The sequence below is a fragment of the Acidimicrobiales bacterium genome (assembly GCA_034521975.1).
Lineage (GTDB): Bacteria > Actinomycetota > Acidimicrobiia > Acidimicrobiales > SKKL01 > SKKL01.
In genome coordinates, this window is the sequence record JAXHLR010000002.1 from 191148 (window position 1) to 216743 (window position 25596).

23 protein-coding genes are annotated in these 25596 nt (G+C 69.7%); 20 read left to right on the forward strand and 3 right to left on the reverse strand.

Going from position 1 to position 25596, the window contains the following annotated elements:
* The first annotated feature begins 78 nt into the window (after positions 1-78).
* From U5K29_01080 to U5K29_01150, 15 genes are all read left to right on the forward strand, one after another.
* The gene (locus tag U5K29_01080; protein ID MDZ7677125.1) at positions 79-1845 is read left to right on the forward strand and encodes a penicillin-binding protein 2; all 1767 of its coding nucleotides are present in this window, start codon (positions 79-81) and stop codon (positions 1843-1845) included.
* The gene (locus U5K29_01085) at positions 1835-3301 is read left to right on the forward strand and encodes a UDP-N-acetylmuramoyl-L-alanyl-D-glutamate--2,6-diaminopimelate ligase (protein MDZ7677126.1); all 1467 of its coding nucleotides are present in this window, start codon (positions 1835-1837) and stop codon (positions 3299-3301) included. The genes U5K29_01080 and U5K29_01085 overlap by 11 nt, the downstream gene beginning before the upstream one ends.
* Positions 3298-4347 carry a phospho-N-acetylmuramoyl-pentapeptide-transferase gene (mraY, locus tag U5K29_01090; GenBank protein ID MDZ7677127.1) on the forward strand — a complete coding sequence of 350 codons (1050 nt, stop codon included), beginning with the start codon at positions 3298-3300 and terminating at the stop codon, positions 4345-4347. Before U5K29_01085 ends, mraY begins: the two co-directional genes overlap by 4 nt.
* Positions 4344-5696 (forward strand): UDP-N-acetylmuramoyl-L-alanine--D-glutamate ligase, encoded by a 1353-nt coding sequence (gene murD / locus U5K29_01095; GenBank protein ID MDZ7677128.1) that lies wholly within the window; start codon positions 4344-4346, stop codon positions 5694-5696. Before mraY ends, murD begins: the two co-directional genes overlap by 4 nt.
* Positions 5693-6850 (forward strand): putative lipid II flippase FtsW, encoded by a 1158-nt coding sequence (gene ftsW / locus U5K29_01100; GenBank protein ID MDZ7677129.1) that lies wholly within the window; start codon positions 5693-5695, stop codon positions 6848-6850. The genes murD and ftsW overlap by 4 nt, the downstream gene beginning before the upstream one ends.
* Positions 6840-7985: a UDP-N-acetylglucosamine--N-acetylmuramyl-(pentapeptide) pyrophosphoryl-undecaprenol N-acetylglucosamine transferase gene (locus U5K29_01105; GenBank protein MDZ7677130.1), complete on the forward strand. Its 1146-nt coding sequence runs from the start codon at positions 6840-6842 to the stop codon at positions 7983-7985. Before ftsW ends, U5K29_01105 begins: the two co-directional genes overlap by 11 nt.
* Complete coding sequence (gene murC, locus U5K29_01110; GenBank protein ID MDZ7677131.1) at positions 7978-9357, forward strand: UDP-N-acetylmuramate--L-alanine ligase; 1380 nt, start codon at positions 7978-7980, stop codon at positions 9355-9357. Before U5K29_01105 ends, murC begins: the two co-directional genes overlap by 8 nt.
* Entirely contained in the window at positions 9354-10271 is a 918-nt protein-coding gene (murB, locus tag U5K29_01115) for a UDP-N-acetylmuramate dehydrogenase (protein MDZ7677132.1), read from the forward strand. Before murC ends, murB begins: the two co-directional genes overlap by 4 nt.
* Positions 10268-11164 (forward strand): FtsQ-type POTRA domain-containing protein, encoded by an 897-nt coding sequence (locus U5K29_01120; GenBank protein MDZ7677133.1) that lies wholly within the window; start codon positions 10268-10270, stop codon positions 11162-11164. Before murB ends, U5K29_01120 begins: the two co-directional genes overlap by 4 nt.
* Before the next feature lie 206 nt (positions 11165-11370).
* Positions 11371-12477 (forward strand): cell division protein FtsZ, encoded by a 1107-nt coding sequence (gene ftsZ / locus U5K29_01125; protein MDZ7677134.1) that lies wholly within the window; start codon positions 11371-11373, stop codon positions 12475-12477.
* A gap of 17 nt (positions 12478-12494) precedes the next feature.
* Positions 12495-13175 carry a polyphenol oxidase family protein gene (locus tag U5K29_01130; GenBank protein MDZ7677135.1) on the forward strand — a complete coding sequence of 227 codons (681 nt, stop codon included), beginning with the start codon at positions 12495-12497 and terminating at the stop codon, positions 13173-13175.
* Positions 13175-13867 (forward strand): YggS family pyridoxal phosphate-dependent enzyme, encoded by a 693-nt coding sequence (locus tag U5K29_01135; protein ID MDZ7677136.1) that lies wholly within the window; start codon positions 13175-13177, stop codon positions 13865-13867. Before U5K29_01130 ends, U5K29_01135 begins: the two co-directional genes overlap by 1 nt.
* A gap of 27 nt (positions 13868-13894) precedes the next feature.
* A complete protein-coding gene (locus U5K29_01140) occupies positions 13895-14551 on the forward strand; it encodes a cell division protein SepF (GenBank protein MDZ7677137.1) in 657 nt (218 codons plus the stop codon).
* Positions 14552-14559: 8 nt separating this feature from the next.
* Positions 14560-14811, forward strand: coding sequence for a YggT family protein (locus U5K29_01145; GenBank protein ID MDZ7677138.1), 252 nt, complete (start codon positions 14560-14562; stop codon positions 14809-14811).
* A 25-nt stretch (positions 14812-14836) separates the two neighbouring features.
* Positions 14837-15844, forward strand: coding sequence for a DivIVA domain-containing protein (locus U5K29_01150; GenBank protein MDZ7677139.1), 1008 nt, complete (start codon positions 14837-14839; stop codon positions 15842-15844).
* A 12-nt stretch (positions 15845-15856) separates the two neighbouring features.
* On the opposite strand, the gene ileS is transcribed toward U5K29_01150, so the two are convergent.
* The gene (ileS, locus tag U5K29_01155) at positions 15857-19009 is read right to left on the reverse strand and encodes an isoleucine--tRNA ligase (protein MDZ7677140.1); all 3153 of its coding nucleotides are present in this window, start codon (positions 19007-19009) and stop codon (positions 15857-15859) included.
* Between the two features lie 504 nt (positions 19010-19513).
* On the opposite strand from ileS, the gene U5K29_01160 reads away from it, so the two are divergent.
* Genes U5K29_01160 through U5K29_01170 form a run of 3 tightly spaced genes read left to right on the forward strand, consistent with a single transcriptional unit; the run spans position 19514 to position 21325 of the window.
* Positions 19514-19900, forward strand: a complete 387-nt coding sequence (locus tag U5K29_01160; protein MDZ7677141.1) for a TraR/DksA C4-type zinc finger protein — start codon at positions 19514-19516, stop codon at positions 19898-19900.
* Positions 19897-20433, forward strand: coding sequence for a signal peptidase II (gene lspA, locus U5K29_01165; GenBank protein MDZ7677142.1), 537 nt, complete (start codon positions 19897-19899; stop codon positions 20431-20433). Before U5K29_01160 ends, lspA begins: the two co-directional genes overlap by 4 nt.
* The gene (locus U5K29_01170) at positions 20405-21325 is read left to right on the forward strand and encodes an RluA family pseudouridine synthase (protein MDZ7677143.1); all 921 of its coding nucleotides are present in this window, start codon (positions 20405-20407) and stop codon (positions 21323-21325) included. Before lspA ends, U5K29_01170 begins: the two co-directional genes overlap by 29 nt.
* Here the strand turns inward: U5K29_01170 and U5K29_01175 are convergent.
* Positions 21273-22589, reverse strand: a complete 1317-nt coding sequence (locus tag U5K29_01175) for a DUF222 domain-containing protein (protein ID MDZ7677144.1) — start codon at positions 22587-22589, stop codon at positions 21273-21275. The genes U5K29_01170 and U5K29_01175 overlap by 53 nt on opposite strands.
* A 704-nt stretch (positions 22590-23293) precedes the next feature.
* On the reverse strand, positions 23294-23737 hold the full coding sequence (locus tag U5K29_01180) for an Rrf2 family transcriptional regulator (GenBank protein MDZ7677145.1): 444 nt from the start codon (positions 23735-23737) through the stop codon (positions 23294-23296).
* 73 nt (positions 23738-23810) lie between these two features.
* On the opposite strand from U5K29_01180, the gene U5K29_01185 reads away from it, so the two are divergent.
* The gene (locus U5K29_01185; protein ID MDZ7677146.1) at positions 23811-24950 is read left to right on the forward strand and encodes an alkaline phosphatase family protein; all 1140 of its coding nucleotides are present in this window, start codon (positions 23811-23813) and stop codon (positions 24948-24950) included.
* A 48-nt stretch (positions 24951-24998) separates the two neighbouring features.
* Positions 24999-25529: a proteasome activator gene (locus U5K29_01190; GenBank protein MDZ7677147.1), complete on the forward strand. Its 531-nt coding sequence runs from the start codon at positions 24999-25001 to the stop codon at positions 25527-25529.
* Positions 25530-25596: the final 67 nt, after the last annotated feature.

The following is a 25596-nucleotide window of genomic DNA, read 5'->3' on the forward strand; positions in this document are numbered from 1 at the left end:
GTCCGGTCCTCGGGGACCTCCCCGTCTCCCCGACGTGTCCATCGACGCCGCCTCTGGGGGTTGTTGATCGCGCTCACGATGTTGTTCGTTGGTGTGGTCGCCCGGGTCGCGGACCTGCAGCTCGTGGCCCAGGAGCGCTACGTCGCCTACGGTCAGAACCAGCGCCTGCGGTCGGAGGTGCTGCCTGCCAGCCGCGGATCGGTCCTGGATCGCAGCGGTGCCGAGCTCGTGCTGTCGGTCCCGGCGACCACGGTCTGGGCAGACCCCAGCCGTGTGACCGACCCGGCCGGAGCCGCGGAGGCCTTGGCGCGCCTGCTCGACCTCGACCCCTCATGGCTGCGGGAGCGCTTCAGCCGCGTCTCGCGGTTCGAGTACCTTGCCCGCCAGGTCGACGACGAGACCGCGGCGGCGGTCGCCGAGCTGGACCTCGAGGGCGTGTACCTCCGGGCCGAACCGGCCCGGGTGCGTCCCTCGGGGGACCTGGCGCGCACCGTGCTGGGCGATGCCGACATCGATGGTGGTGGGGTCTCGGGGGTCGAGCTGCAGTTCGACGACTTCCTGAGTGGCACGCCCGGCGAGGTCGTGTTCGAGCGCAGCCTCAACGGAGGGGTGCCGATCCCGGTCGGAGAGCATCAGGTCGAGCCCGCCCGTCGCGGCGACGATGTGGTCTTGACCATCGACGGATCGTTGCAGCACCTCGCCGAGGAGGCGCTGGCCGACTGGGTGGTCGAGATGGAGGCCGATCACGCCTCGATGATCGTCAGCGTTCCCGGGACCGGTGAGGTCCTGGCCATGGTCAACCTCTCCACCGATCCCGACAGCGGCGAGGCGGTGCCGTCGGGATACAACCAGGCCCTGGTCGACAGCTTCGCCCCGGGCTCGGTGCTGAAGCTGGTGACGGTCGCCGCCTCGCTCGAGGAGGGGCTCAGCACACCGTGGCGCGAGCTGCGCGTGCCCGCTCAGCTCCTGGTCGCCGACAGCTGGTTCCACGACTCCACGCCACATGCCACCGAGCCGTGGTCGGTGAGTCGCATCCTCGTCGACTCGTCCAACGTCGGTGCGATCATGCTCGGTCAAGAGCTGGGGGAGCAGCGGGTCAGCTCCTACCTCGAGGACTTCGGCTTCGGTGAACCCACCGGGATCGGGTTTCCCGGTGAGAGCCCCGGTCTCCTGCGCCCGGTGGAGGACTGGCACGGGTCCGACATCGCGGGCAACGTGATCGGTACCGGTGTTTCGGTCACCGCGGCTCAGGTCCTCGCCGCCTACAACGTGGTCGCCAACGACGGAGTCCACGTGCCGCTGCGGCTCGTCTCGGCTCACGTCGACGCCGAGGGCGACCGCCATGAGGTCCCCGTCGCCGAATCCCACCGGGTCATCTCCGAACGCACGAGCGATCAGGTCGCCACCATGCTCACCGAGGTGATCGACGAGGGCACCGGACGGCGGGCCGCCGTGCCCGGCTACGAGGTGGCGGGCAAGACCGGAACCGCATGGAAGCGTCTCGACGACGGCGGGTTCGGCGAGGCCGGCAGCCGACGCTACATGGCCACCTTCGTGGGGTTCGCGCCGGTCGAGGACCCCAGGGTCTCGGTGATCGTGGTGGTCGACGACCCCACGAGCAACTACTCCGGTGGGGCCGCGGCGGCGCCCGCGTTCGCCCGCGTCACCGAGCACGCGCTGCGCCTGCTCGACGTGCCGCCAAGCCGGGTTCGGACCGATGGTGCATCGGAACCTATCCTGGTGTCGGCCTCGAGCCCCTCGGCGGAGTCCGCCAGAGTCCGAGCGCCCGTGGTCGCAGATCCTGCCGCGGGTGACGCCGCAGCAGGAGATGCCCGTGATCGCTGAGCCGAGAGCCACCCATGAGGTGGCGCTGGGAGAGCTGGCTCGATGTGCCGGTGCCGGGCTGATCGGCACCACCGATGGACCGCCTGCCGACGGGGTCCTGGTCACCGACGTCGTCCACGACTCCCGCCACGTCGGGCCCGGGCACCTCTTCGTGTGCATCCGCGGCACCAGCGTCGACGGTCACGACCTCGCGATCGACGCGGTCGCCGCTGGAGCGGTCGCCCTCGTCGTCGACCATCGACTCGAGATCGGGGTGCCCCAGCTTCATGTCGATGACACCCGGGTCGCGATGGCCCCCATCGCCGCCTGCTTCTTCGGCCATCCCGCCGAATCGATGACCGTCATCGGCGTCACCGGCACCAACGGCAAGACCACGGTCGTGCACCTGCTGCGGTCGATCCTCGAGCAGGCTGGAACGGCTGCGGCGACGATCGGAACGCTCACCGGGGGTCACACCACGCCCACCACCCCCGAGGCGCCGGAGCTGCAGCGACGCCTGGCCGCCCTCCTCGCTCGCGGCACCGAAGCGGTGGCCATCGAGATCTCCTCCCACGCGCTGTCGCTGCACCGCGTCGACGCCATCGTCGCCGATATCGCCGTCTTCACCAACCTGAGCCGTGACCACCTCGACTTCCATGCCAGCATGGACACCTACTTCCAAGCCAAGGCCCGACTCTTCACGCCCGCCCACGCGCGGCAGGCAGTGGTCAACCTCGATGACTCCCACGGCCGGCTCCTGTTCGACGCGGCGTCGATCCCCACGATCGGCTACCGGCTCGCCGATGCCTCCGGGCTCCAGCTCCACCCGGACCACAGCAGCTTCGTGTGGGAGAGCCAGCACGTCACCCTGCCGTTGGTGGGCCGGGCGAACGTGTCCAACGCCTTGGCCGCCGCAACGGTGGCCCGCCTGCTCGGCATCCCGACCGCCACCATCGCCGATGGCCTCGAGCGGGTCGAGCCGGTCCGGGGCCGCTTCGAGCGGGTCGACCTCGGTGCCGGGTTCGAGGCGATGGTCGACTACGCGCACACCCCCGACGCGCTGAGCCAGCTGCTGGAGACCGCCAACGAGCTGACCGGCAGCGGCCGGGTCCACCTGGTGGTGGGCTGCGGGGGAGACAAGGATCGCACCAAGCGGGTCCCGATGGGCGACGCTGCGGCCCGGCTGGCCGACCACGTGGTGCTCACCAGCGACAACCCCCGCAGCGAGGATCCTTACGCGATCATCGACGAGATGCGCGCAGGGATGAGCACGACCGAACACGTCGACATCGAGATCGAGGCCGACCGTCGTCAGGCCATTCGCCGGGCGCTTGCTGCTGCCGCGCCCGGCGACCTGGTCGTGGTCGCGGGCAAGGGACACGAGACCGAACAGATCATCGGCGACCAGACGATCCCCTTCGACGACCGCGTCGTGGTCGTCGAGGAGTGGGAACGATTGAACGGGACCGTGCGGTGATCCAGCTGCTCATCGCGGTGACGGTCTCGATCGCCGTGTCCCTCGCGACCACCCGGTACCTCATCGCCTGGCTCACTTCGCATCGCATCGGTCAGCCGATCCACGACGACGTGCCCGAAGGCCACACCACCAAGGCCGGCACTCCCACGATGGGCGGTGTCGCCATCGTCGCCGGTCTCCTGGTGGGATATGCCGCCACCAACCTCTACCGGGGCGTCTACACCCGTACCGGCATCATCGTCGTGCTCGCGATCGCGGCAGCGGGTCTGGTCGGACTCGTCGACGACTGGATCAAGGTGTCACGGGAACGGAACCTGGGCCTGACCAAGCGGGCCAAGCTGGCCGGCTTGGTGCTCGTGGCGGGCGGGTTCATCGTGTCGATGCTGGCGTTCACCGGTGTCAGCACCGAGCTGGCCTTCACCAGGGCCGGGCACCTCGGCGTCGATCTCGGCGAGTGGGGGTGGGCGCTGTTCGCCTTGTTGTTGATCATGGGCAGCACCAACGCGGTCAACTTCACCGACGGCCTCGACGGCCTCGTCGGTGGTTCGGCCACTCTCGGGTTCGCGGCGATGACCGTCATCGGGTTCTGGGCGTTCCGCAACCCCGAGCTGTACGAGGTCAGCCACGCCCTCGACCTCGCCATCGTCGCGGTCGCGATGCTCGGCGCGTGTCTGGGCTTTCTGTGGTGGAACGCCTCGCCGGCTCAGATCTTCATGGGTGACACCGGCTCGCTGGCGATCGGAGCTGCCTTCGCCACTCTGGCGCTCGCCACCAACACCCACTTGCTGCTCGTGTTCATCGGCGGGCTCTACGTCATGGAGGCGTTGTCGGTGATCATCCAGATCGCCAGCTTCCGTCTGACCGGCCGGCGGGTGTTCCGGATGGCTCCCATCCATCACCACTTCGAGCTGCGCGGCTGGCCGGAGACGACGGTGATCGTGCGCTTCTGGATCTTGGCCGGGATCGCCACCGCGGTCGGTCTCGGCCTGTTCTACGCCGACTTCATCACCAACACCGACCTCCCCGCCCGGGTGGTGCCGGGGTGAACCCGACGGGCTCCGGCCCGGGTCCGACGATCGTGGTCGGCCTCGGCATCACCGGCAGGGCAGTGGTCGATGCGCTCCTCGCCGACGACCGCGAGCTGGTGGTGATCGATGACCGTCCCTCCCCCGAGGTCAGGCACTTCGTCGACAGCCGCGGTCTGGAGCTGATCGAATCTCCCGATCCCGACGAGGTCGCTCGCCTGGTGGGTGGCGCGTCGCGGCTCATCCCCGCGCCCGGATTGCCCGACCGGCATCCGGCGATCCGAACGGCGCGCCGCCTCGGCGTCGCCGTCCAGTCCGAGTTCGACCTGGCCGCGGAACGGGACGATCGTCCCGTGGTGGCGGTGACCGGCACCGACGGCAAGACCACGGTCACCACGATGGTGGCGGCCATGCTCGAGGCCAGCGGACGGGCCACCTCCCTCGCCGGCAACAACGACACGCCGCTGATCGCGGCGATCGCCGATCAGCGCCCCGAGGTGTTCGTGGTCGAAGCCTCGTCGTTCCGTCTCGGACACAGCCAGCGCTTCGCGCCCGTCGTCGCCACCTGGTTGAACTTCGCTCCCGATCACCTCGATGTGCACGACAGCCTCGATGCGTACGAGCGGGCCAAGGCGTCGATCTTCGACCATCAACCCGCGGACGGCGTCGCCATCACCAACGCAGGCGATCCGGTGGTGAGTCGTCACCGCGGGCGGGGCGCGGCCCGCCACCTCACGTTCTCCGCCGGTGATGGCGACTACCGAGTGGACAGCGGCTGGCTGGTCACCGACAGGGGAGAGCGCATCGTCGCGGTCGATGAGATGAGCCGCCGAGCGCCCCACGACATCGAGAACGCGCTGGCCGCCGCCGCCACGGCGTGCAGCGCCGGAGCCGATCTGGTGGCCGTGGCCGAGGTACTGGGCAGCTTCGAAGGCCTGGCGCACCGCGCCCAGCTCATCGACGAACAGGGCGGGGTCCGCTTCGTCGACGACTCCAAGGCCACGGTGCCTCACGCAGTGATCGCCGCGGTGCGGGGCTGTGCGCACGTCGTGCTCATCGCCGGGGGCCGGAACAAGGGACTCGATCTGACCGCGCTACGGGAGGTGAGCGACCGCGTCCGGGCGGTGGTGGCCATCGGCGAAGCCGCGTCCGAGGTTCGCGCTGTGTTCGCACCCATGGGGATCAGCGTCGTCGATGCCGACTCCATGGACGACGCGGTCGGGAGCGCCAGCATGCTCGCCCGGGTCGGCGACACGGTCCTCCTCTCGCCGGGCTGCACGTCCCATGATTGGTACGACAACTTCGCCGAACGGGGCGATGACTTCGGTCGGGCCGTCCGAGCCCTGCACACCGGAACAGGTGCCTCATGATCACAGACGAACCCACCGAGACCCGCCCACGGTCGGGGCCCCGCCTCCTTGGCCGACCGAGGGGACGCCGCACCGGGCTCTTCATGGCGCTGTTGGCCATCGTGGTGCTGCTCTGCCTGCTCGGACTGGTCATGGTGATGTCGGCCTCGTCGGTCGTCGGGCTCTACCAGTTCGGCTCGTCCTGGTACTTCGTGAAGCGTCAGGCGATCTGGCTCGGTGCCGGCCTCGTCGTCCTCGTGCTCACCATGCGGATCGACTACCACGTCTGGCGCCGGCTGGCGGTCCCGTCGCTGCTGGTCTCGCTCGGGTTGCTCGTGCTCGTGCTCATCCCCGGCATCGGCCGCGAGGTCTACGGTGCGACCCGCTGGCTGGGGATCGGTCCCGTCCAGATCCAGCCGTCGGAGTTCGCCAAGTTCGGCCTCGTCCTGTTCACCGCCGACCTGCTCGCCCGGCGGGCCCACCGGATGCACGACCTGCGCATCACCCTGAAGCCGGTGGCGGTGGTCACCGCGGTCGTGGCGGGGCTGGTGCTGTTGCAGCCGAACCTCGGCACCACCATGGTCATCGGCGCCATCGCCGTGGCCATGCTGTTCGTGGCCGGCACCCCGCTGCTCCCCCTTGCCGGACTCGGTATGGGCGGCGCCGCTGCTGCCGGCGGGCTGGCCCTCGCTGCTCCCTACCGGCGGGAGCGTGTCATGACGTTCCTCGATCCGTGGCGGGACCCCCTCGACACGGGCTACCAGACCATCCAGTCGTTGGTCGGCATCGCCCAGGGCGGCCTGGCGGGGGTGGGGCTCGGAGCGAGTCGCTCGAAATGGGGCTTCCTGCCCTTCGCCCACACCGACTTCGTGTTCGCCATCATCGCCGAGGAGGCAGGGCTCATCGGCGCGTCGCTCGTCGTCGCCCTCTTCATCGCCCTCGCCTGGCTGGGGGTGCTCACCTCGATGCGCGCGCCCGACACCTTCGGCATGCTCGTCGCCGCAGGGATCACCACCTGGCTCTGCGTGCAGGCCTTCGTCAACATCGGCGCAGTCATCGGCATCCTGCCCATCACCGGGGTGCCCCTGCCCTTCGTCTCCTTCGGTGGCTCGTCGCTGCTGGCGATCATGGCGGCCAGCGGGATCTTGTTGAACGTGTCGCGCCATGCCCGCTGATCCGACCCCCACCTGGGCGATGATCGCGGGTGGGGGCACCGCGGGCCACGTCATCCCCGGGCTGTCGGTGGCCGCCGAGCTGGTCCGTCGAGGGCACTCACCCGACTCGATCCACTTCCTCGGCAGCGCGCGCGGGGTCGAGGTCGAGATGGTGCCCGAGGCCGGGTTCGCCGTGAGCGTCCTCCCGGGTCGTGGTCTCAACAGTCGCCGTCTCGACCTGGCCAACCTCGTGGCGGTCGTCGGACTCGTCCGGGCCACGCTCGCGGGCATCGGCATCGTGCGTCGTCACCGTCCGGCCGTGGTGCTGTCGCTCGGCGGCTACGCCGCCGTGGCCGGGATCATCGGTGCGGCGGTCTGGCGGGTCCCGGTCGTGGTCACCGAACAGAACGCAAGGGGGTCGCTCGCCAACCGTCTCGCCGGCCGCTTCGCCAAGACCTGCGCCGTGCCCTTCGAGGGCACCGACCTTCCCCGCGCCGTGGTCACGGGAAACCCGGTGCGACCCGAGATCGTCGAGGCAGCAGATGCTGCGGCCGATCCGACGAGGCGCTCTGCGATCCGTCGCGAGCTCGGCGTTCCCGAGGGCTCGACGCTCATCGCGGTGATGAGCGGATCGCTCGGTGCCCGGTCGGTCAACCGTGCAGCGATCGCCATGGTGGAACGACTCGCCGACCGGGGCGATCTCGTGGTGCACCACGTCGTCGGACGCAGGGACTGGCAGAGCGAGCACGCACCGGCTCCGGTGCTCGGCGCCGAGGCCGCCATCGACCACCGGTCCTTCGAGTACGAGTCCAGGGCCGATCGGCTGCTCGCGGCCGCCGATCTGTTCATCGGGCGAGCCGGTGGATCGACCGTCGCCGAGCTGGCCGTGGTCGGCGTGCCGAGCATCCTGGTCCCGCTTCCCATCGCCCCACGCGATGCGCAGTTCCACAACGCTGAGGCGCTGGTCCAAGCGGGCGCGGCCATCCGGATCACCGATGCCGAGTGCACCGGCGAGCGGCTGGTCGAGCTGGTCGAGGAGCTGCTCGACGATCCCGCGACGCTCCCGGCCATGGCCGCGAGCGCTCGCCAGGTAGGCCACGCTGATGCCGCGGGGCGGGTGGCCGCGCTGTGCGAGGAGCACGCGCTCGGTGACTGAGGTCGACCTGTCCCGCCCAACGCGGATCCACATGGTCGCCATCGGAGGCAAGGCCATGAGTGCGATGGCCGAGATCCTGCTGGCCATGGGACACCACGTCACCGGTTCCGATCTGGTCGACGGGCCCGAGCTCGCGCACCTGCGGTCCCTTGGTGCCACGGTCGTGGTCGGCCACGACGCCGCCAACGTCGGCGATGCCGGCCTGGTCGCCTGCTCCACCGCGGTGTCGGCCGACAACGTCGAACGGCAGGCCGCGCTCCGGCGCGGCATCCCGGTGGTGAGCCGCCCCGAGCTCCAGGGTTCCATCGTCGGGACGCGGCGAGCGCTCGCGGTCTCGGGGACCCATGGAAAGAGCTCGACCACGGCGATGCTGGTCACCATCTGCAACCACGCAGGGCTCGACGTCTCCTACATCGTCGGTGCCCGCATCGGGAACCTGGGCTCGGCCCGGCTCGGGAGCGGCGAGTGGTTCGTGGTCGAGGCCGACGAGAGCGACGGCACCTTCCTGCAGCTCGGCGCCGAGGTCGCGGTGGTGACCAACGTCGACGCTGACCACCTCGACCAGTGGGGGTCGCTCGACGCCATCGAGGCCGGGTTCGATCGGTTCCTCTCCGAAGCCACCGGCGGGTCGATGGTGGGTGTCGACGACCCGATCGCGAACCGCCTCGGTGCCCGGCACGGCTCGCTCGGGGTCGGTCTCTCGCCCGGCGCCGACTGGCGCATCGTCGAGCCGGAGGTCGGTCGTGGTGTCACCCGGTTCACGTTGATCGATCCATCGGGGGCCAGCACCGATGTGGCGGTGCCGGAGCCGGGCGTCTACAACGCCCGCAACGCGGCCATGGCCATCGCCGCCGCCCACCACCTGGGGGTGCCGGTGCCGGTGGCGGTCGAGGCCCTGGCCCGATACGCCGGACTCGAGCGTCGCTTCCAGGTCCGAGGCGAGGTGGGCGGCGTCACCGTGGTCGACGACTACGCCCACAACCCGGCGAAGGTCACCGCGGTGCTGGCAGCAGCCGCGGCCGGTGGGTGGGACCGAGTGCTCGCGGTGTTCCAGCCACATCGCTACAGCCGCACCGCCGACCTTTGGGCGTCCTTCGCCGACAGCTTCGTCGACGCCGACATCGTCTGGGTGACCGAGCTCGACCCCAGCGGGGAGCCCCACCGCGACGACATCAGCGGATCGCTGATCTGGGAGGCGGCGCGCCGCGCCCATCCCGACGCGGACATCCGGTGGGCGCCCGACCGCGAGGCGCTCATCGCCGAAGTGGTCGGCGAGCTACAGCGGGGCGACCTGTGCATCACCATCGGGGCGGGCGACATCACCACCCTCCCCTCCCCGCTGCTCGAGAAGCTGGGGGAGACGTCGCCGTGAACCGCGATGCGCCAGCCATCGACGCCGTCGCCGAGGCCCTGGGTCCGCGTGTCCGGCGCCAGGTGCCGCTCGGGCCGCTCACCACCTATCGCGTCGGAGGGCCCGCAGCGCTGCTGCTCGACGCCCACGCCGTCGCCGATCTGGTCGATCTCGGTCAGGTGCTGGCCGAGCATCCCGTCCCGGTGCTGGTGGTCGGCAAGGGATCGAACCTGTTGGTGCTCGACGGCGGCTTCGCCGGGGTGGTGGTCCACCTCGGCGACGAGTTCGCCTCGGTCGACATCGAGGGCACCCGGGTCACCGCCGGCGGCGCGGCATCGATGCCCGTCGTCGCCCGTCGCACCGCACGTGCCGGGCTGACCGGGTTCGAGTGGGCGGTCGGGATCCCCGGTTCGATCGGCGGGTCGGTGCGGATGAACGCCGGAGGGCACGGGTCCGACATGGCGGCCAGCTTGATCAGCATCCGCGTCGTCGCCCTCGCGGGCGGCGACCATGATGAGGTGTCCGCCGATGCGCTCGAGCTCTCCTACCGGTCCTCGAACCTGGCACCGTCGACCGTCGTGGTCGACGCCACGTTCGGGTTGAGCAGAGGCGACCCGGCCACCGCCCAGGCCGAGATCGACTCCATCGTGCGGTGGCGGCGGGCGAACCAGCCCGGTGGCCCCAATGCGGGCTCGGTGTTCACCAATCCGCCCGACGATCACGCCGGGCGGCTGATCGACGAGGCGGGGTGTCGCGGGTTGCGGCTCGGCTCGGCCCAGGTGTCGCCCAAGCACGCCAACTTCATCCAGGCCGATCCTGGTGGCTCGGCCGACGACATCTGGAGGCTCATGAACGAGGTGCGCACTCGCGTGGCCGAGCGCATGGGCGTCGAGCTGCGCGCCGAGACCCACGTCGTGGGAGAGCCGGCCTCGTGACCCGTGCGAGCTCCGGTGGCGGCACCGCGGTCGCCGAGCGTCCGGGATCGACCCCGCCGGTCGATCCCCGGCTGCGTGCCCGTCGCATCGCGGTTCGTCGGCGCGAGGGCCGGCGCCGGTTGCGACGCCTGTTGTTCGCCGTGGTGGTCACCATCGTCTGCGCCATGGCGTGGGCGATCACCCGGAGCCCGCTCCTCGACATCGACCACCTCGAGGTCGTCGGGGTGGAGCGGCTCGATGCCGCCACCGTCGTCGCGACGGGTGGCGTCGCCATCGACGACCCCTTGATCGATCTCGACCTGGGGGCCGTCGACGACCGGATCGAGGCACTGGCCTGGGTCGAGTCGGTCGAGGTCACCAGGAGCTGGTGGGGAACGATACGGTTCGCGGTCACCGAGCGAGTACCCGTTGCCATCCTGGTCGGCGACGGCACCGATGCCGGTTCGTGGCTCGTCGACCGCTCCGGGTGGGTTCTGGCGTCGGCGACGCCCGACGATCGCTCGTCGCTGGCGATGATCGAGGGGGTGGAGGCACCGGAGGTGGGCGGTCGCCTCGACGCCGAGCACCGTCCCCCGGTGTCGGTGGCCGCCTCGCTGACCGTTGGCCTCCATCCCTGGATCGACGCGGTGGTGGTCGACCCCTCCGGCGAGCACTGGTTGCGCCTGGCGCGGTCGGCGTCCGATCCCAGCCAGGGCCACGACCCGGCACCGGGCGGGGATCCGGTGTCCGATCCGGCGCGGGTCCGGCTCGGCAGGACGCTCGACCTGCCCGAACAGTTGGTGGCCGCCGAGACGGTGCTGACCCGGGTCGACCTGAGCTGTCTGGCGACCGTCGATGTCCGGGTGGCCGCCACCCCGGCGGTCACCCGTCACCCCGACTGCGAGGCGATGTGAGGGGATCCCCCGCATCGGCCCAGGTCAGGGGTATCCTTGACCCTGATCCGATGGGCCCGATAGCGTCTCACCCCGTAGATGAGGTCGAGTGTCACCTCAACCTCCACTGCAACGTGAGGCCGGGCGACACCGTTGTCCGGCCTTCGTCTTGTTCCGGCGAGCGTGCTCGCCCACATCCGACGTCACAGAGGTGGAGGTAGCCGACCATGGCCGGTATTCCCCAGAACTACCTGGCGGTCATCAAGGTCATCGGCATCGGCGGGGGTGGTGTCAACGCGGTCAACCGCATGATCGACGCCGGTCTCAAGGGCGTGGAGTTCGTCGCCGTCAACACCGATGCCCAGGCCCTGCTCATGAGCGACGCCGACGTCAAGCTCGACATCGGCCGTGAGCTCACCCGTGGGCTCGGGGCAGGCAGCGATCCCGAGATCGGACGTCAGGCCGCCGAGGACCACCGACAGGAGATCGAAGAGGCGCTCGAGGGCGCCGACATGGTGTTCATCACCGCCGGCAAGGGCGGTGGAACCGGCACGGGGGCGGCGCCGGTGGTCGCCGAGGTCGCCAAGAGCCTCGAGGCGCTCACCATCGGCGTGGTCACCCGACCGTTCGCGTTCGAAGGTCGCCGCCGCTCGGTCCAGGCCGAAGCCGGCATCCAGCGCCTCCGCGAGAAGGTCGACACCCAGATCGTCATCCCCAACGATCGCCTCCTCACCATCGCCGATGAGAAGACGTCGATGCTCAACGCCTTCAAGATGGCCGACGAGATCCTCCTCCAAGGGGTGCAGGGCATCACCGACCTCATCACCACGCCGGGTCTGATCAACACCGACTTCGCCGACGTGAAGATGGTGATGCACGACGCCGGTTCGGCGCTGATGGGCATCGGGTTCGGCTCCGGCGAGGGTCGGGCGCTGAACGCGGCCCGGGCCGCGATCTCCAGCCCGCTGTTGGAGGCATCCATCGAAGGTGCCCGCGGCATCCTCCTCAACATCTCCGGGGGCAGCGACCTGGGCTTGTTCGAGGTCAACGAGGCGGCCGAGGTCATCCACGGTGTCGCCCATCCCGACGCCAACATCATCTTCGGCGCGGTCATCGACGACGCCATGGGCGACGAGGTCCGGGTCACCGTCATCGCCGCCGGGTTCGACCGGTGGGACGACAAGCGCAGCGAGACCGAACGGCGGCCGTCGATCCTCGACCGCGACACGCTGCTTCGCGACGACGAGACCCCCGACATCTTCACCGACGACGAGGGCGACGACCTCGACATCGACGGCGACGACGACTTCGACGTGCCGTCGTTCCTGCGCTAGAGGCCCTGCACCCCGACGTGGCCGTCACCCTGCCCCTGCTCGATGGCCGGCAGGCGCACCTGGTCTTCACCGACCGATCCCACGGCGATCTGGGTCGCGAGGCCGCCGCGACCGAACGTGATGCCCGTCGCGCTCGGGTGGCCCCGCTTCCCTGGACGTCGTTGGCGCAGGTGCACGGCTCGTCGGTCGTCGAGGTCACCGCTCCCGGCGAGCACGCCGACGTCGAGGCCGACGCCGCGGTCACCACCGCCACGGGTGCGGTACTGGCCGTGCACACCGCCGACTGTGCTCCCGTTGCGCTGATCGCCGACGGCGGAGCGGTGGCGGTCGTCCATGTCGGCTGGAAGGGCCTGTCCGAAGGGGTGGTCGAACGCGGGGCCGGTCGCCTTCGCTCGGTCGCCCGCGGTCCCTACCGGGCGGTGTTGGGACCCTGCATCCATCCCGAGTGCTACCAGTTCTCCGAGCCCGACCTCGTGCCGCTGGTCGAGCGGTTCGGTCCCGTCGTGCGCTCGACCACCTCCGCCGGTCAGCCCGCCCTCGATCTGCCGGCCGCGGTGGCCGTGGCGCTGGGGCGCGAGGCCGTTCCCCTCGTCGCCGACCACACCGCGTGCACCGCGTGCGGCGGTCGGTGGTACTCGCACCGGGCCCGAGGCGACCGCGAACGTCAGGCACTGGTGGCCTGGATCGCACGGGCCTGATGGGCCTCCCCGAGATCGACCCGGCGGTGGTGGGCGAACGCCTGGCCGCGCTCCGACGGCGCATCCGCGAGGTCGGTGTCGATCCCGACACGACCACCATCCTGGCCGTCACCAAGGGGTTCGGTCCCGACGCGGTCCAGGCGGCGTTGGCTGCCGGGCTGGTCGACGTCGGCGAGAACTACGCCCAGGAGCTGCTGTCCAAGGTCGAATCCGCCGCCGCCGTGCCGCCTCGGTGGCACATGATCGGGGCGTTGCAGCGAAACAAGGTGCGCAAGCTGGCACCGCACGTCTCGGTGTGGCAGACGGTCGACCGTCTCGCCGTCGGCCGCGAGATCGCCCGGTGGGCCCCGGGCGCCACGGTCTTCGTGCAGGTGAACGCCACCGGCGAGGCCGCCAAGGCCGGGTGCCCACCGGACCAGGTGCCAGAGTTGGTCGAGCAGCTGCACGCGCTGGGCCTCGACGTGCGGGGATTGATGACCATCGGCCCCACCGAGGTCGGTGCCGATCCGCGTCCGGGGTTCGAGGCGACCGCCGCGCTGGCCGACCGGCTCGGTCTCGCCGAGCGGTCCATGGGCATGTCCGGTGACCTCGAGGTCGGCCTGTCGTGCGGTGCCACCATGGTCAGGGTCGGGACGGCGCTGTTCGGGCCGCGTCGCCAGGGTGTCACCGCTGAACCCCCGGCCGGCGTCTAGAATCGTCACACCGCGAGGAGGAGCCGCATGTCAACGGTCTGGCGCAAGGCGATGATCGCTCTTGGCCTCGGCGACGATGAGGACTACGAGGACTACGACGACGAGTTCGCACCGCGCGCCCCAGTTCCCGGAGTGCCACCGTCGCCGGCACCGTCCCCCCAGCCAGCCACCCAACCGCGTTCGGTCCAGCCGGTCGCCGACCGCACCGCGTCGGTGTCGCCACTACCCGGCGTTCCCGCGCCCGAAGGTGGACAGACCCGCTTTCCCACCCACGGCGGACCGCACGAACAGCCCCCGGTCCGCACGGTGGCCGCCTCGAACCAGGCCTCGGCTCCCGGGTCCGATCCCGGGCGCTCCGCTCCGGCCGAGTCGGTCGCCAAGAGCGGGGTCCGCACCATCGCCCGGCCGACGGCCACGCCCTACGTGGTGGCGCCCCGGTCCTTCGACGACGCGGCCACGATGGCCGACCACTTCAAGGACAAGGAGCCGGTGATCGTCAATCTGCAGGGAGTCGAGCGCGATCTGTCGCGACGCCTCGTCGACTTCGCCAGCGGCCTCTGCTACGGCCTCGGCGGCCAGATGAAGAAGGTCGCCACCGACGTTTTCCTGTTGACCCCCACCGACGTCGAGGTCTCTGCCGAGGAGCGCCAGCGGCTCTCCGAACGTGGCCTCTACGACTCCTAGCCCGCCTCGTGGAGATCATCTGCACCCTGCTCGGGTGGTACCTGGTCATCATCTTCATCCGCATCGTCTTGAGCTGGATCCCGCTCGCTCCGGGTGGAGCCATGGAGGGCGTTGCCAGCTTCTTCTACGCGATCACCGAACCGGTCATGGCACCGGTCCGGGGCCTGCTCCCGCCGGTTCGCATGGGCGGGATGGGCCTCGACCTCTCACCGCTCATCGTGCTCTTCGGCATCCAGATCATCCGGGCGATCATCTGTTGATCCGCTGTTGGCTACCATCGCGCCCATGGATCTGACCCCACAGTTGTTCCGCGACGTCCAGTTCACCGAACGTCGCGGCGCCTACGACAAGGACGAAGTCAACGCATTTCTCGCCCGGGTGGGCACTGCGGTCGGGCAGATGCAGGAACGACTCCGCGAGGCACAGCGACGCGTCGAGGCCACCGAGGACCACATCGCCAAGCTCGAGGCCGCGGCGCGGGAGCAAAAGGACGCCGACGAGACGCTGCGACGCACCCTCGTGCTCGCTCAACGCACCGCTGACGCCGCAGTCAGCGAGGCCAAGGACGAGGCCGAGGGCATCGTGGCCGACGCGCGCCAGCGGGCCGACGAGATGCTCGTCCAGGCCGAGGAGGCGGTGCGTCGAGACGTCGGGGCGACCCGCGATCGCCTCGAGGCCGAGATACGCGATCTCGAAGGCCACCGCGACGAGATGCTCGAGCGGATCAAGGTGATCGACTCGCACCTCGAGACCGAACGGGCCCGGCTGCACGCCGAGCTCGATGCCATCAAGGACGTGCTCGACGATCCGTCGCGGGCCACGATCGCTCCCGTGCCCGGCGACGAACCCGAGTCGGTGATCGTGCTGTCCGACCCTCCTGCGGCCGAGAGCCCGGCCGACGACGAGGACCTCTCGCACCTGCCACCCCCGCCCGAGGACTGGCAGCCCGAGTCGACCGGCACCGGAAGCACTCCCGCCGCGCCAGCCGAGCCGACCACGCCCGGCGGCGACGAGCCCGCCGTCGGCGAACCCCAGGACGAGCCCGGCAACGACGACCCGGCTCCCCGTGGCCTCTTCGGCAGCATCGACGAGATCCCCGACAGCGATGGTCCCCCCACCGAGGCGCACCCGGTGGTGGGAGCCGGTGGATCGTTCGGTAGCTCGCACCTCGACGAGCTGCGCCGGGCGGTCAGCGACGAGTCCGCCGAGTCCGAGGCCGACGCCGCCATGGCGGCGTTCTTCGATCAGGACAACGACGAGGAACCCTCACGTCGCTTCGGCCGCCGCCGCTGACAGGCGCGTACCTCAACCGCGGTTGGCGTTCTCCACCTCGATGGTGACGGGGTCCTGGTCGATCTCCCCGGTGGCGGTGTGGCCGGTCCCGGTGGTCGCGTCGGCGATGTCGACCGCCAGCACCTGGGTCGCGATCCAGTCTCGATGGTCGGTGACGGCACTGCTCACCGCCGAGGAGTCGCTCTGAACGCGCAGCGAGATGCGGTCGGTCACCTCCAGCCCTGCATCCTTGCGGGCCTGCTGGACGAGCCTCACGAGGTCTCGTGCCCGGCCTTCGGCGGCGAGTTCGGATGTGACCTCGGTGTCGAGGACCGCCACTGCGTCGTTGGTACGTAGCGCCTGGCTGGTCTCGCCCTCGCGGGGCTTGAGCGTCAGCTCGAACTCACCGGGTTCGAGTGAGTGACCAGCGACGGCCACCCGGTCTCCGTCGAGGGTCCACTCCCCACTTCGGGCCGCGCCCATCACCTTCTGGGTGTCGCCGCCGAGCTTGGGTCCGAGCACCCGACCGTTTGGTCGTAGGACGAAGTCTGCATGCGACGCGAGGTCGTCGGTCAGCGACACGGACTTGACGTTCACCTCGTCGGCGATGAGCTCGACGAAGGGGGCGAGGCGTTCGCTGTCGGCTCCCGCGACGGTGAGGTCCCGCAACGGCAGGCGGGTGCGGAGACCATGCTCCTCGCGCAGGAACAGCGCGGCGGTGCACACGTCGCGGACGCGGTCCATGTCGCGGACGAGGTCGGTGTCGGCCGGTAGCTCGTCGGGGTCGGGCCAGTCCGCGAGGTGCACGCTGTCCGTCCCGGTGAGGTTGCGGTGGATCTCCTCGGTGAGCATCGGCAGCAGCGGCGCGGCAACCCTGGTGAGGGTGGTCAGCACCGTGAAGAGGGTGTCGTGGGCGTCGGCGGACCCGGAACCGTCCTCGCCACCCCAGAAGCGCTCGCGGGAACGGCGGATGTACCAGTTGTTGAGCGCGTCGATGAAGGTCTGGATCTCGGCGCAGGCGTCGGCCAGGTGGTAGTCGTCGAGTGAGGCGGTCACGGTCTCGAGGACGTGTCGGGTCTTGGCCAAGATGTAGCGGTCGAGCACGTGCGGCGAGTTGGCGCGCGCGGTGGCCCGGCGTCGGTCGGCGTTCGCGTAGAGCACGAAGAACGAGTAGGCGTTCCAGATGGGCATGAGCACCTGGCGCACCACCTCGGCGACATCGGAACCGTCGGTGGCGATCCGCAGGTCGCCGCCGCGGAGGATGGGCGAGGACATGAGGTGCCAGCGCAGCGCGTCGGCGCCGATGGTCTCGAACAGATCCTCGGGGTCGGGATAGTTGCGCTTCGACTTCGACAGCTTCTTGCCCTCGTGATCGAGCACCACGCCGTGACAGATCACGTTCTGGAACGCGGGGGTGTCGAACAGCGCGGTGGCCAGCACGTGCAGGGTGTAGAACCAGCCGCGGGTCTGGGCGACGTACTCCACGATGAAGTCGCCGGGGTGGTGGTGGTCGAACCACTCCTTGTTCTCGAACGGGTAGTGGACCTGGGCGAAGGGCATCGATCCCGACTCGAACCAGCAGTCGAGCACCTCCGGCACCCGTCGCATCATCGACTTGCCGGTTGGGTCGTCGGGGTTGGGGCGGACCAGTTGGTCGATCGTGGGCCGGTGCAGGTCGGTGGGGCGGACCCCGAAGTCACGTTCGATCTCGTCGAGGCTGCCGTAGACATCGACACGTGGATGGTCGGGATCGTCGCTCTTCCACACCGGGATGGGTGAGCCCCAGAACCGGTTGCGGCTGATCGACCAGTCACGGGCGCCGGCGATCCACTTGCCGAACTGGCCGTCGCGGACGTGGTCGGGGATCCAGTTGATCTGCTGGTTGAGCTCGACCATGCGGTCGCGGAAGTCGGTCACCGTGACGTACCACGAGCTCATCGCCCGGTAGATGATCGGCGTGTCGGTGCGCCAGCAGTGAGGGTAGTTGTGCTCGTAGGTCTCGTGCTTGACGACCCGGCCGAGCTCCTTGAGGTGGCGGATGATGGGGGTGTTGGCCTCGAGCACGTTCTCGCCGGCCCACTCGGGGACATCCTCGGTGAAGCGCCCGGCCTCGTCGACCGGCACAACCAGGCCGATCCCGTGCTCTTCGCCGATGCGCTGGTCGTCCTCGCCGAAGCCGGGCGCGATGTGGACGATGCCGGTACCCTCAGCGGTGTCGATGAAGTCGGCGGGGATGATCCGGAAGCTGTTCGCAACGTCGGCGAAGTAGGGGAACAGCGGCTGGTAGGTGCGGCCGATCAGGTCGGCACCGGTGATGGTGCCGACGTGGCGCGTGCCCGCGAGCTGGCTCTCGTAGTGGCCCATGGCGTCGGCACCGATCAGGTAGTGCTCGCCGTCCTCTTCGACGATGGCGTAGTCGATGTCGGGGCCAACGGCGAGCGCCAGGTTCGAGGGGAGCGTCCAAGGAGTCGTGGTCCAGGCGAGGATGTGCATGGGGCCCGGATCGCCGTCGCGGGGGTCGAGGGTGAACGACACGGTGATGGCGGGATCCTGGCGGGGACGGGTGGCGTCGTCGAGACGGATCTCGAAGTTCGACAGGGGCGTCTCGGCGCCCCACGAATACGGCATGACCCGGTGGGCCTCATAGACCAGCCCCTTGTTCCAGAGCTGCTTGAAGGCCCACATGACGCTCTCCATGTAGGAGATGTCCATGGTCTTGTAGTCGTTGCTGAAGTCGACCCAGCGAGCCTGGCGGGTGACATAGCGCTCCCACTCCTTGGTGTAGCGCATCACCGAGGTGCGGCAGGTGTCGTTGAAGCGCTCGATGCCGAAGTCGGCGATTGCGGCTCGGCCGGCGACCTCGAGGTCCTTCTCGACCTCCATCTCGACGGGCAGGCCGTGGCAGTCCCAGCCGAAGCGGCGCTCGACGCGGCGGCCCTTCATGGTCTGGTAGCGGGGGACCACGTCCTTCACATAGCCGGTGAGGAGGTGCCCGTAGTGGGGGAGTCCGTTGGCGAACGGCGGGCCATCGTAGAAGACGAACTCGTTGGCCCCGTCGGGGCCCGGAGGGCGGGCCTCGACCGAGCGCTCGAAGGTGTGTCCGGCCGACCACGACTCCAGGATCCGCCGCTCGATCTCGGGGAACGAGGGTCGTGGATCGACAGGGGAGTAGGGCTGGTCGGCCATGGGGGAGTGGTCCTCGCACGCGGAGACGATGGGCCCTGGCAGCATATCGGCCGGTCCCCGAGGCCCGGGAAGCGGTTTCGGTGGTGTCAGATCCTGGTCTGGTGGGTCGGAGAGCGTTCGTGGTGGCGATAGGATCGCTCGACCACACCGACCCCGGCGGAGCCCAGGGACCGCACTCCCCGGCAGCGAGAGGAACGACGATGGCCAACGCCAGCACTCGAGGGGCAGCCAAGGCACCAGCACGGAACACGCCTGCCAGGAAGAAGGCGTCAGCGAACAAGAAGGCGCCGGCCAAGAAGAAGGCGTCAGCGAACAAGAAGGCGCCGGCCAAGAAGAAGGCGTCAGCGAACAAGAAGGCGCCGGCCAAGGCAGCTCCGGCCAAGAAGAAGGCTCCGGCCAAGAAGAAGGCGCCGGCCAAGGCAGGCGCCGGCCAAGGCAGCGCCGGCCAAGGCAGCTCCGGCCAAGGCAGCGCCGGCCAAGAAGAAGGCGCCGGCCAAGAAGAAGGTGGCCAAGACGCCGTTCGGAGCGAAGTTCCTCGAGCATCAGCGACAAGCGCTGCTCAAGGAGCGAGCCCGTTACACCCACCAGGCCGACAGCCTCAAGGCCGAGGCCGACCTGCTCATGCTCGATCGCGATCCTGGAGACGTCCAGTTCGACGACGAGTCCGGAGAGGGCGACACCGTGGCCGTCGAGCGCGAGCGCGACCTGGCGCTGAGCGCACAGGCGAGGGCGGCGGTCGACGAGATCGACGCCGCACTTGCGCGGATCGACAACGGCACCTACGGCATCTGTGTGACCTCTGGCCTGCCGATCCCGAAGGAACGACTAGAGGCCATTCCGTGGGCGGCCGAGCGGGTGGAGTTCAAGGTCGGGGGGTTCAACCGCCGGTGACCTCGAGCCCGGTCCACCGGCGGGCGGTGGGACCGGTCGCGCTTGCTGCGGTGCTGGTGGTCATCGACCAGATCTCCAAGCACTGGGCGGTCACCTCGCTGGCCGACGGCCGCATCATCGAGCTCGTGGGGACCCTGCAGCTGCGTCTCGCGTTCAACACGGGAATGTCGTTCGGGCTGGGCGCCGGCTGGGGCCGGCTCATCGCTCCGTTGGCCGCGCTCGTGGTCGTCGGCCTGCTCCTGATGGTCGGCCGGATCCCGAACCGACTCGGCCTGTTCGCGGTCGGCCTGGTCATGGGCGGAGCGATCGGCAACCTGATCGACCGCGCGTTCCGTGCAGGCGACGGGTTCCTCGGTGGAGGCGTGGTCGACTTCATCGACCTGCAGTGGTGGCCGGTCTTCAACGTTGCCGACATGGCGATCGTCGTCGGGGCGGTGCTGTTGGCGATCGCCACCTGGGGCGCCGACGACGGATCCGACACCGAGCAGGCAGGAGCGAGTCGCGATGCCGGCGCAGCACGAGACTCTGCCTGACAGCCTCGACGGCGAACGCCTCGACCGGGTGGTGGCCATGGTGTCGGGGTGCAGTCGATCCGAGGCGAGCACCATGATCGCCGACGGCGCGGTGACACTGGATGGCGACGTCGTCACTCTGCGATCGACCAAGGTCAGCGGTGGTCAAGAGGTCTCGATCGAGGTGCCCGAGTCGCCGGCAGGCTCGTCGATCGAGCCCGACCCGTCGGTGGCGCTCGACGTGGTCCACGTCGATGACGATGTCATCGTCGTGGACAAGCCCGCCGGGCTCGTGGTGCACCCGGGCTCGGGAAACGCCATGGGAACGCTCGTGCAGGGAGTAGTGGCCATCTGGCCGGAGGTCGCCCAGGTCGGTGAGCCGGAGCGGCCCGGCATCGTGCACCGGATCGACAAGGGCACGAGCGGTCTCCTGGTCGTTGCCCGCACCCAGCGGGCCTACGAGTCGCTGGTGGATCAGTTCGGATCCCGTTCGGTCGAGCGCGAGTATCTGGCCCTGTGCTGGGGCCATCTCGACTCGCCGAGTGGTCTCATCGAGGCGCCGATCGGCAGGAGGGCCTCTGACCCGACCAAGATGGCGGTCACCAACCAGGGCCGCGAGGCGCGGACTCGCTTCGAGGTGCGGGAGACCTTCAGCGATCCCTCGGAGGTGAGCCTCCTGGCGTGCAGGCTCGAGACGGGTCGAACCCACCAGATTCGCGTGCACCTGGCCGCGATCGGACACCCCATCGTCGGCGACCGCCAGTACGGCGGCGCTCGCTCGCCGATCCCGTGCGCGCGGCCATGGCTCCACGCCGCCCAGCTCGGCTTCGATCACCCCGGCACCGGGCAGCGCCTCAGGTTCAGGTCGGAGCTGCCGGAGGACCTCGCCGGGGTGCTCGGGGGTCTCTCCTAGCGGTTTCTGGGGTCGGTCGGAGATTGCCGTTGTTGATGCGTCGGAGTTGGGTGCGGACCTTGGGGTGAAGCGGTTGGGGCCGGCTGGGGAGGCGGCGTCGGCCGTCGGGGCTGATGAAGGTGATCTCGCCGTTGGGGTTGCCCTCGATGGTCCAGCCGCCTTCGTGGACGAGGCGGTGGTGTTCCCAGCACAGACCCACGAGGTTGTCGAGGTTGGTCTCACCGCCGTCGGTCCAGTGGTGGATGTGGTGGATCTGGCGGATCTTGCGTCCGCAACCGAACCCGCGGCAGCAGATGTCTCGGCCGTGGACCTGGCGGCGCTGCCACCACGGGACCTGTTGGCTGGCCCGGGCGACACCGACGGTGGCGCCGTCGGGGCCGTGCAGCGCGACCTCGACGCGGGCGTCGCACATGGAGCGCATGACCCCGCTCTGGCAGAGGGCGAGGTCGCCGATGAACCCGTTGCCCGGTGTCTCGCCGTCGACCACAGCAGCGTCGACGTGGATGACCACGGTGGCCCGGTCGGGAGCGGAGGCGGAGCCGAGTTTGCGGGTGGCGAGGTCGTGGAGAGCGTCGGCGCGGCGGGTGGCGATCGGCGCCCACCGGCCAACTTCGGGGTCGGGGCCCCAGTTCTCGGCGATCGAGTCGATCGCCTGGTTGACCGCCTCGCCCTGGTCGAAGGGCAAGAACCCGCTGTAGCAGTAGCCACCCTTGCGGTGGTCACGTCGCCATCGGAACCCCCGGTTGGCGTGGGCGTCGTTGGCCTCGTCGTCGGGAACGGGTCGGGCCTGGCGGGCCATCAACGCGATCTGGTGGGCCGAGTGTCCAGGCAGTGCTGCCGCCTGTTCGGTGTCGGCGTCGGGGGTGACGAACTTGGTGGCGGGTCTCACCTGGTCCCACGACAGCTCACCGCGTGCGTAGGCGCCGCGCAGCGCCGGCAGCGCCTGGAGGGCCTGGCCGGCTCGCACCCACTCGTCGGCGTTGGAGCGGGCCAGCCCCAGGCGCCCGACCAGCCACGGGGCCACGTCGGTGGCGCCGTCGAGGTCGTGGTCGCCCTGAGCTGCTGAGGCAGCCAGGATGTCGAGGATCTCGGCGTGGGTGGCACACAGCACCGCTGCGAGCTGTTCGAGGGCGGCCAGGCGCTCATCGGGGGTGGACTCGGCGTAGCGGGCCGCGTTCGCTGACAGGACCGCATGCTCGGCGCGCTTGCCGCCCTCGACGTCTCCGACGCCTTCGCCGTGCTCCGCCTCGTTGTCGTGGCTCACCACCGTGGCTCGACCCATCGAAACCCGCGCCCTTCGCGCTCGACCTGACTGGAGGGAGCCGCACCGGCTCCGATGGGGAAGAACTCCAGAATATCGAACAGGTGTTCGAGTGTCAAGCCTCTCGCAGGTGTCGCGTCGTCCGAGGGTTCAGTCGGGCCACCATACGTAGGTCCACGCCGGCGGTTCGTCCGGTGGTCGGCACGCCCCGTGGCGAGTGAACCCTGCTCGCTCCAAGGCGACCCAAGACGGTCTGTTGGCCTGGGCCGGAGTCGCGACACAGCATCGTGCACCCGGCGTACGGTCGAGCACGAACCTCGCGAGCTCGGCGAGGACCCTGGGACCCAAGCCCTGCCCGGAGAACTCTGCACCGAGCAGGTAGTCGATTCCCACGGCGTGGGGGAGTCCGACCGCTTCGTCGTGGTCGGGATAGTCCTCGTGCCGGTAGTGCTGGGCCAGCCCCGCCCGGACGCCCGTCGATCTCGATCACCCACATGCCCGTCGCGTCGAGACCATCGACACGCCTGCCGTACTTGGCCTCGACGCCTGCCGGTGAGCTGTCCTCGTTCCACCATCGGTCGACGTGGGGCTCGGAGAACCACATTGCGAGTTGCGGGAAGTCGTCACGTGCCACCGGCCTGAACCCGATCCCGAACCGCCGGCCGTGCTGCTCGACCGCTCGACCGTTCGACCGCTCGGCCACTCGCTCAGTCGACCTCGGGCCAGTCCTGCTGGCCGCGAGCCATCGCCGCGACGTCGGCCAGCGTGGTGCCTTCGAGGTGGCGGCGCATGTGTTCGCCCACCTCGGCCCAGACCGCCAGCAGCACGCACTGACCCTCGTGGTCGCAGGCACCGTCCTGGTGGGGTTCGCCGAAGTCGCCGGCGACGATGGGCCCGTCGACTGCGCTGACGACGTCGGCCAAGGTGACGGTCGCCGGGTCTCGGGCGAGCACGTAGCCGCCGCCCACACCGCGCTTGGACCGAACCAGCCCCGCACCCTTGAGTGCGAGGAGGATCTGTTCGAGGTAGGGCTGGGGCAGCCCGGTCCGCTCGGCGATGTCGCGAACCGAGGTGGGGCCTTCGTGGTCGGCGTGCAACGTGAGGGAGAGCAGCGCCCGGCAGGCGTAGTCACCGCGAGTCGAAACCTTCACGATCACTACTGTATGGCCGACGGGAGCACCCCGGTGTTGGCATCGGCCCACCAGACGTGATGGAGTGGACGAGATGAGTCCGAGCGAACCCCCTGTCGCGGACCAGCCAGACTCGGTTCACGAGCACCCGTGCCTCCCCGACTACGGCGGAGCATGCATCTCCAACGTGGTTCCCGCCCTGCTCGAGTGGGACGAGACGCCCAGCTGGTTGCCGTCCCCGGTGGTCGATGCCGACCAGGTGGTGCTGCTCGTGCTCGATGGCCTGGGGTGGGAGCAGCTCCAGCACTACGCCCACCTGGTGCCGACCCTCGCGAGTCTGGCCGGTGGTCCGGTGGCGAGCGTGGTTCCCTCCACCACGGCCACTGCGCTGACCTCCATCACCACCGGGCTTCCACCGGGAGAGCACGGTGTCGTCGGCTACCGCATGGCCGTCGAGGGCGAGGTGCTCAACGTGTTGCGCTGGTCGACCGCCCGCGGCGACGCACGCGACCGGTTCCCGCCCGAGCGTCTCCAAGACGTCAGTCCCTTCGCCGGCCAGCGCCCCCCGATCGTCACCAAGGCCGAGTTCGCCACGTCGGGGTTCAGCGGTGCCCACCTGCACCAGGTCCGGTTCCACGGCTACCGCATGCCGTCGACGATGTTGGTCCACCTCCACCGTCTGCTGCAGGCCAACGAGCCGTTCATCTACGCCTACTACGACGGCATCGACAAGGTGGGCCACGAGTACGGGTTCGGCGACTGCTTCGAGTCGGAGCTGGTGGCCGCCGATCGCCTGGCGGCCGACATCATCGACCTGTTGCCACCGCGCGCGTCGCTGATCGTCACCGCCGACCACGGCCAGGTCGAGACCGGCGGCAACGTCACCAGTCCCCACCACCAGGTGCTCGCCGAGACCGCCATGCAGTCCGGTGAAGGACGCTTCCGGTGGTTCCACGCCCGCCCCGGTCGGTCCCAGGCGTTGCTCGAAGCCCTGGTCACCCACCACGGCCACCAGGCGTGGATCCGCACCCGCGACGAAGCGATCAGCCAGGGCTGGTACGGGCCCAAGGTGAGCGACATGGCCCGGGCCCGGATGGGCGACGTGCTGCTCGCCCCATGGGGCACCCTGGCCTTCCTCGAGCCCAACGACACCGGTCCGTTCCAACTCGTCGGACGCCACGGATCGGTGACGCCGGCCGAGATGCTGGTGCCGCTCATCGCCGCCAGAGGGTGACCCGCGCGGCCAGAGGGTGATCCGCCTCGACCCGCTATGGTGCCCCTGATGTCGGAACACCAGCGCTCACCCCACGATCCGGCCGATGCTCCCGAGCGTGGAGAGCTCATCACCCCCTTCACTCCGGACGGACAGCGCGCCAAGAAGCACGACGACCGACGTGAGTCGGTCGATGAGCCCGCCAAGGTGATGCGCATCGGCTCGATGATCAAACAGCTGCTCGACGAGGTGCGAACCACCCAGCTCGACGAAGCCAGCCGCGACCGTCTGCGTGACATCTACGACCTGTCGATCACCGAGCTGGGCAGTGCGCTCTCCGAGGATCTCCGTGACGAGCTCAAGCGGCTCACCATGCCCTTCGGGGCCGAGGAGCTTCCGTCAGACGCCGAGCTCCGGGTGGCCAAGGCGCAGCTGGTTGGCTGGCTCGAAGGCCTCTTCCACGGCATCCAGGCCACGCTGTTCGCGCAGCAGGTCGCCGCCCGCCAGCAGCTCGAGCAGATGCGCTCGGCAGAGCTCCCGAGTGGTGAGCAGGGGGGTCGGCAGAGTCCGTCGACCGATCGCCCCGGCACCTACCTCTGACTCGGTGTCTCCTCGTTCGCGTCGCGGCGAGATGGGGTACAGTCGGCGAGAACGACACCGTTGTGAT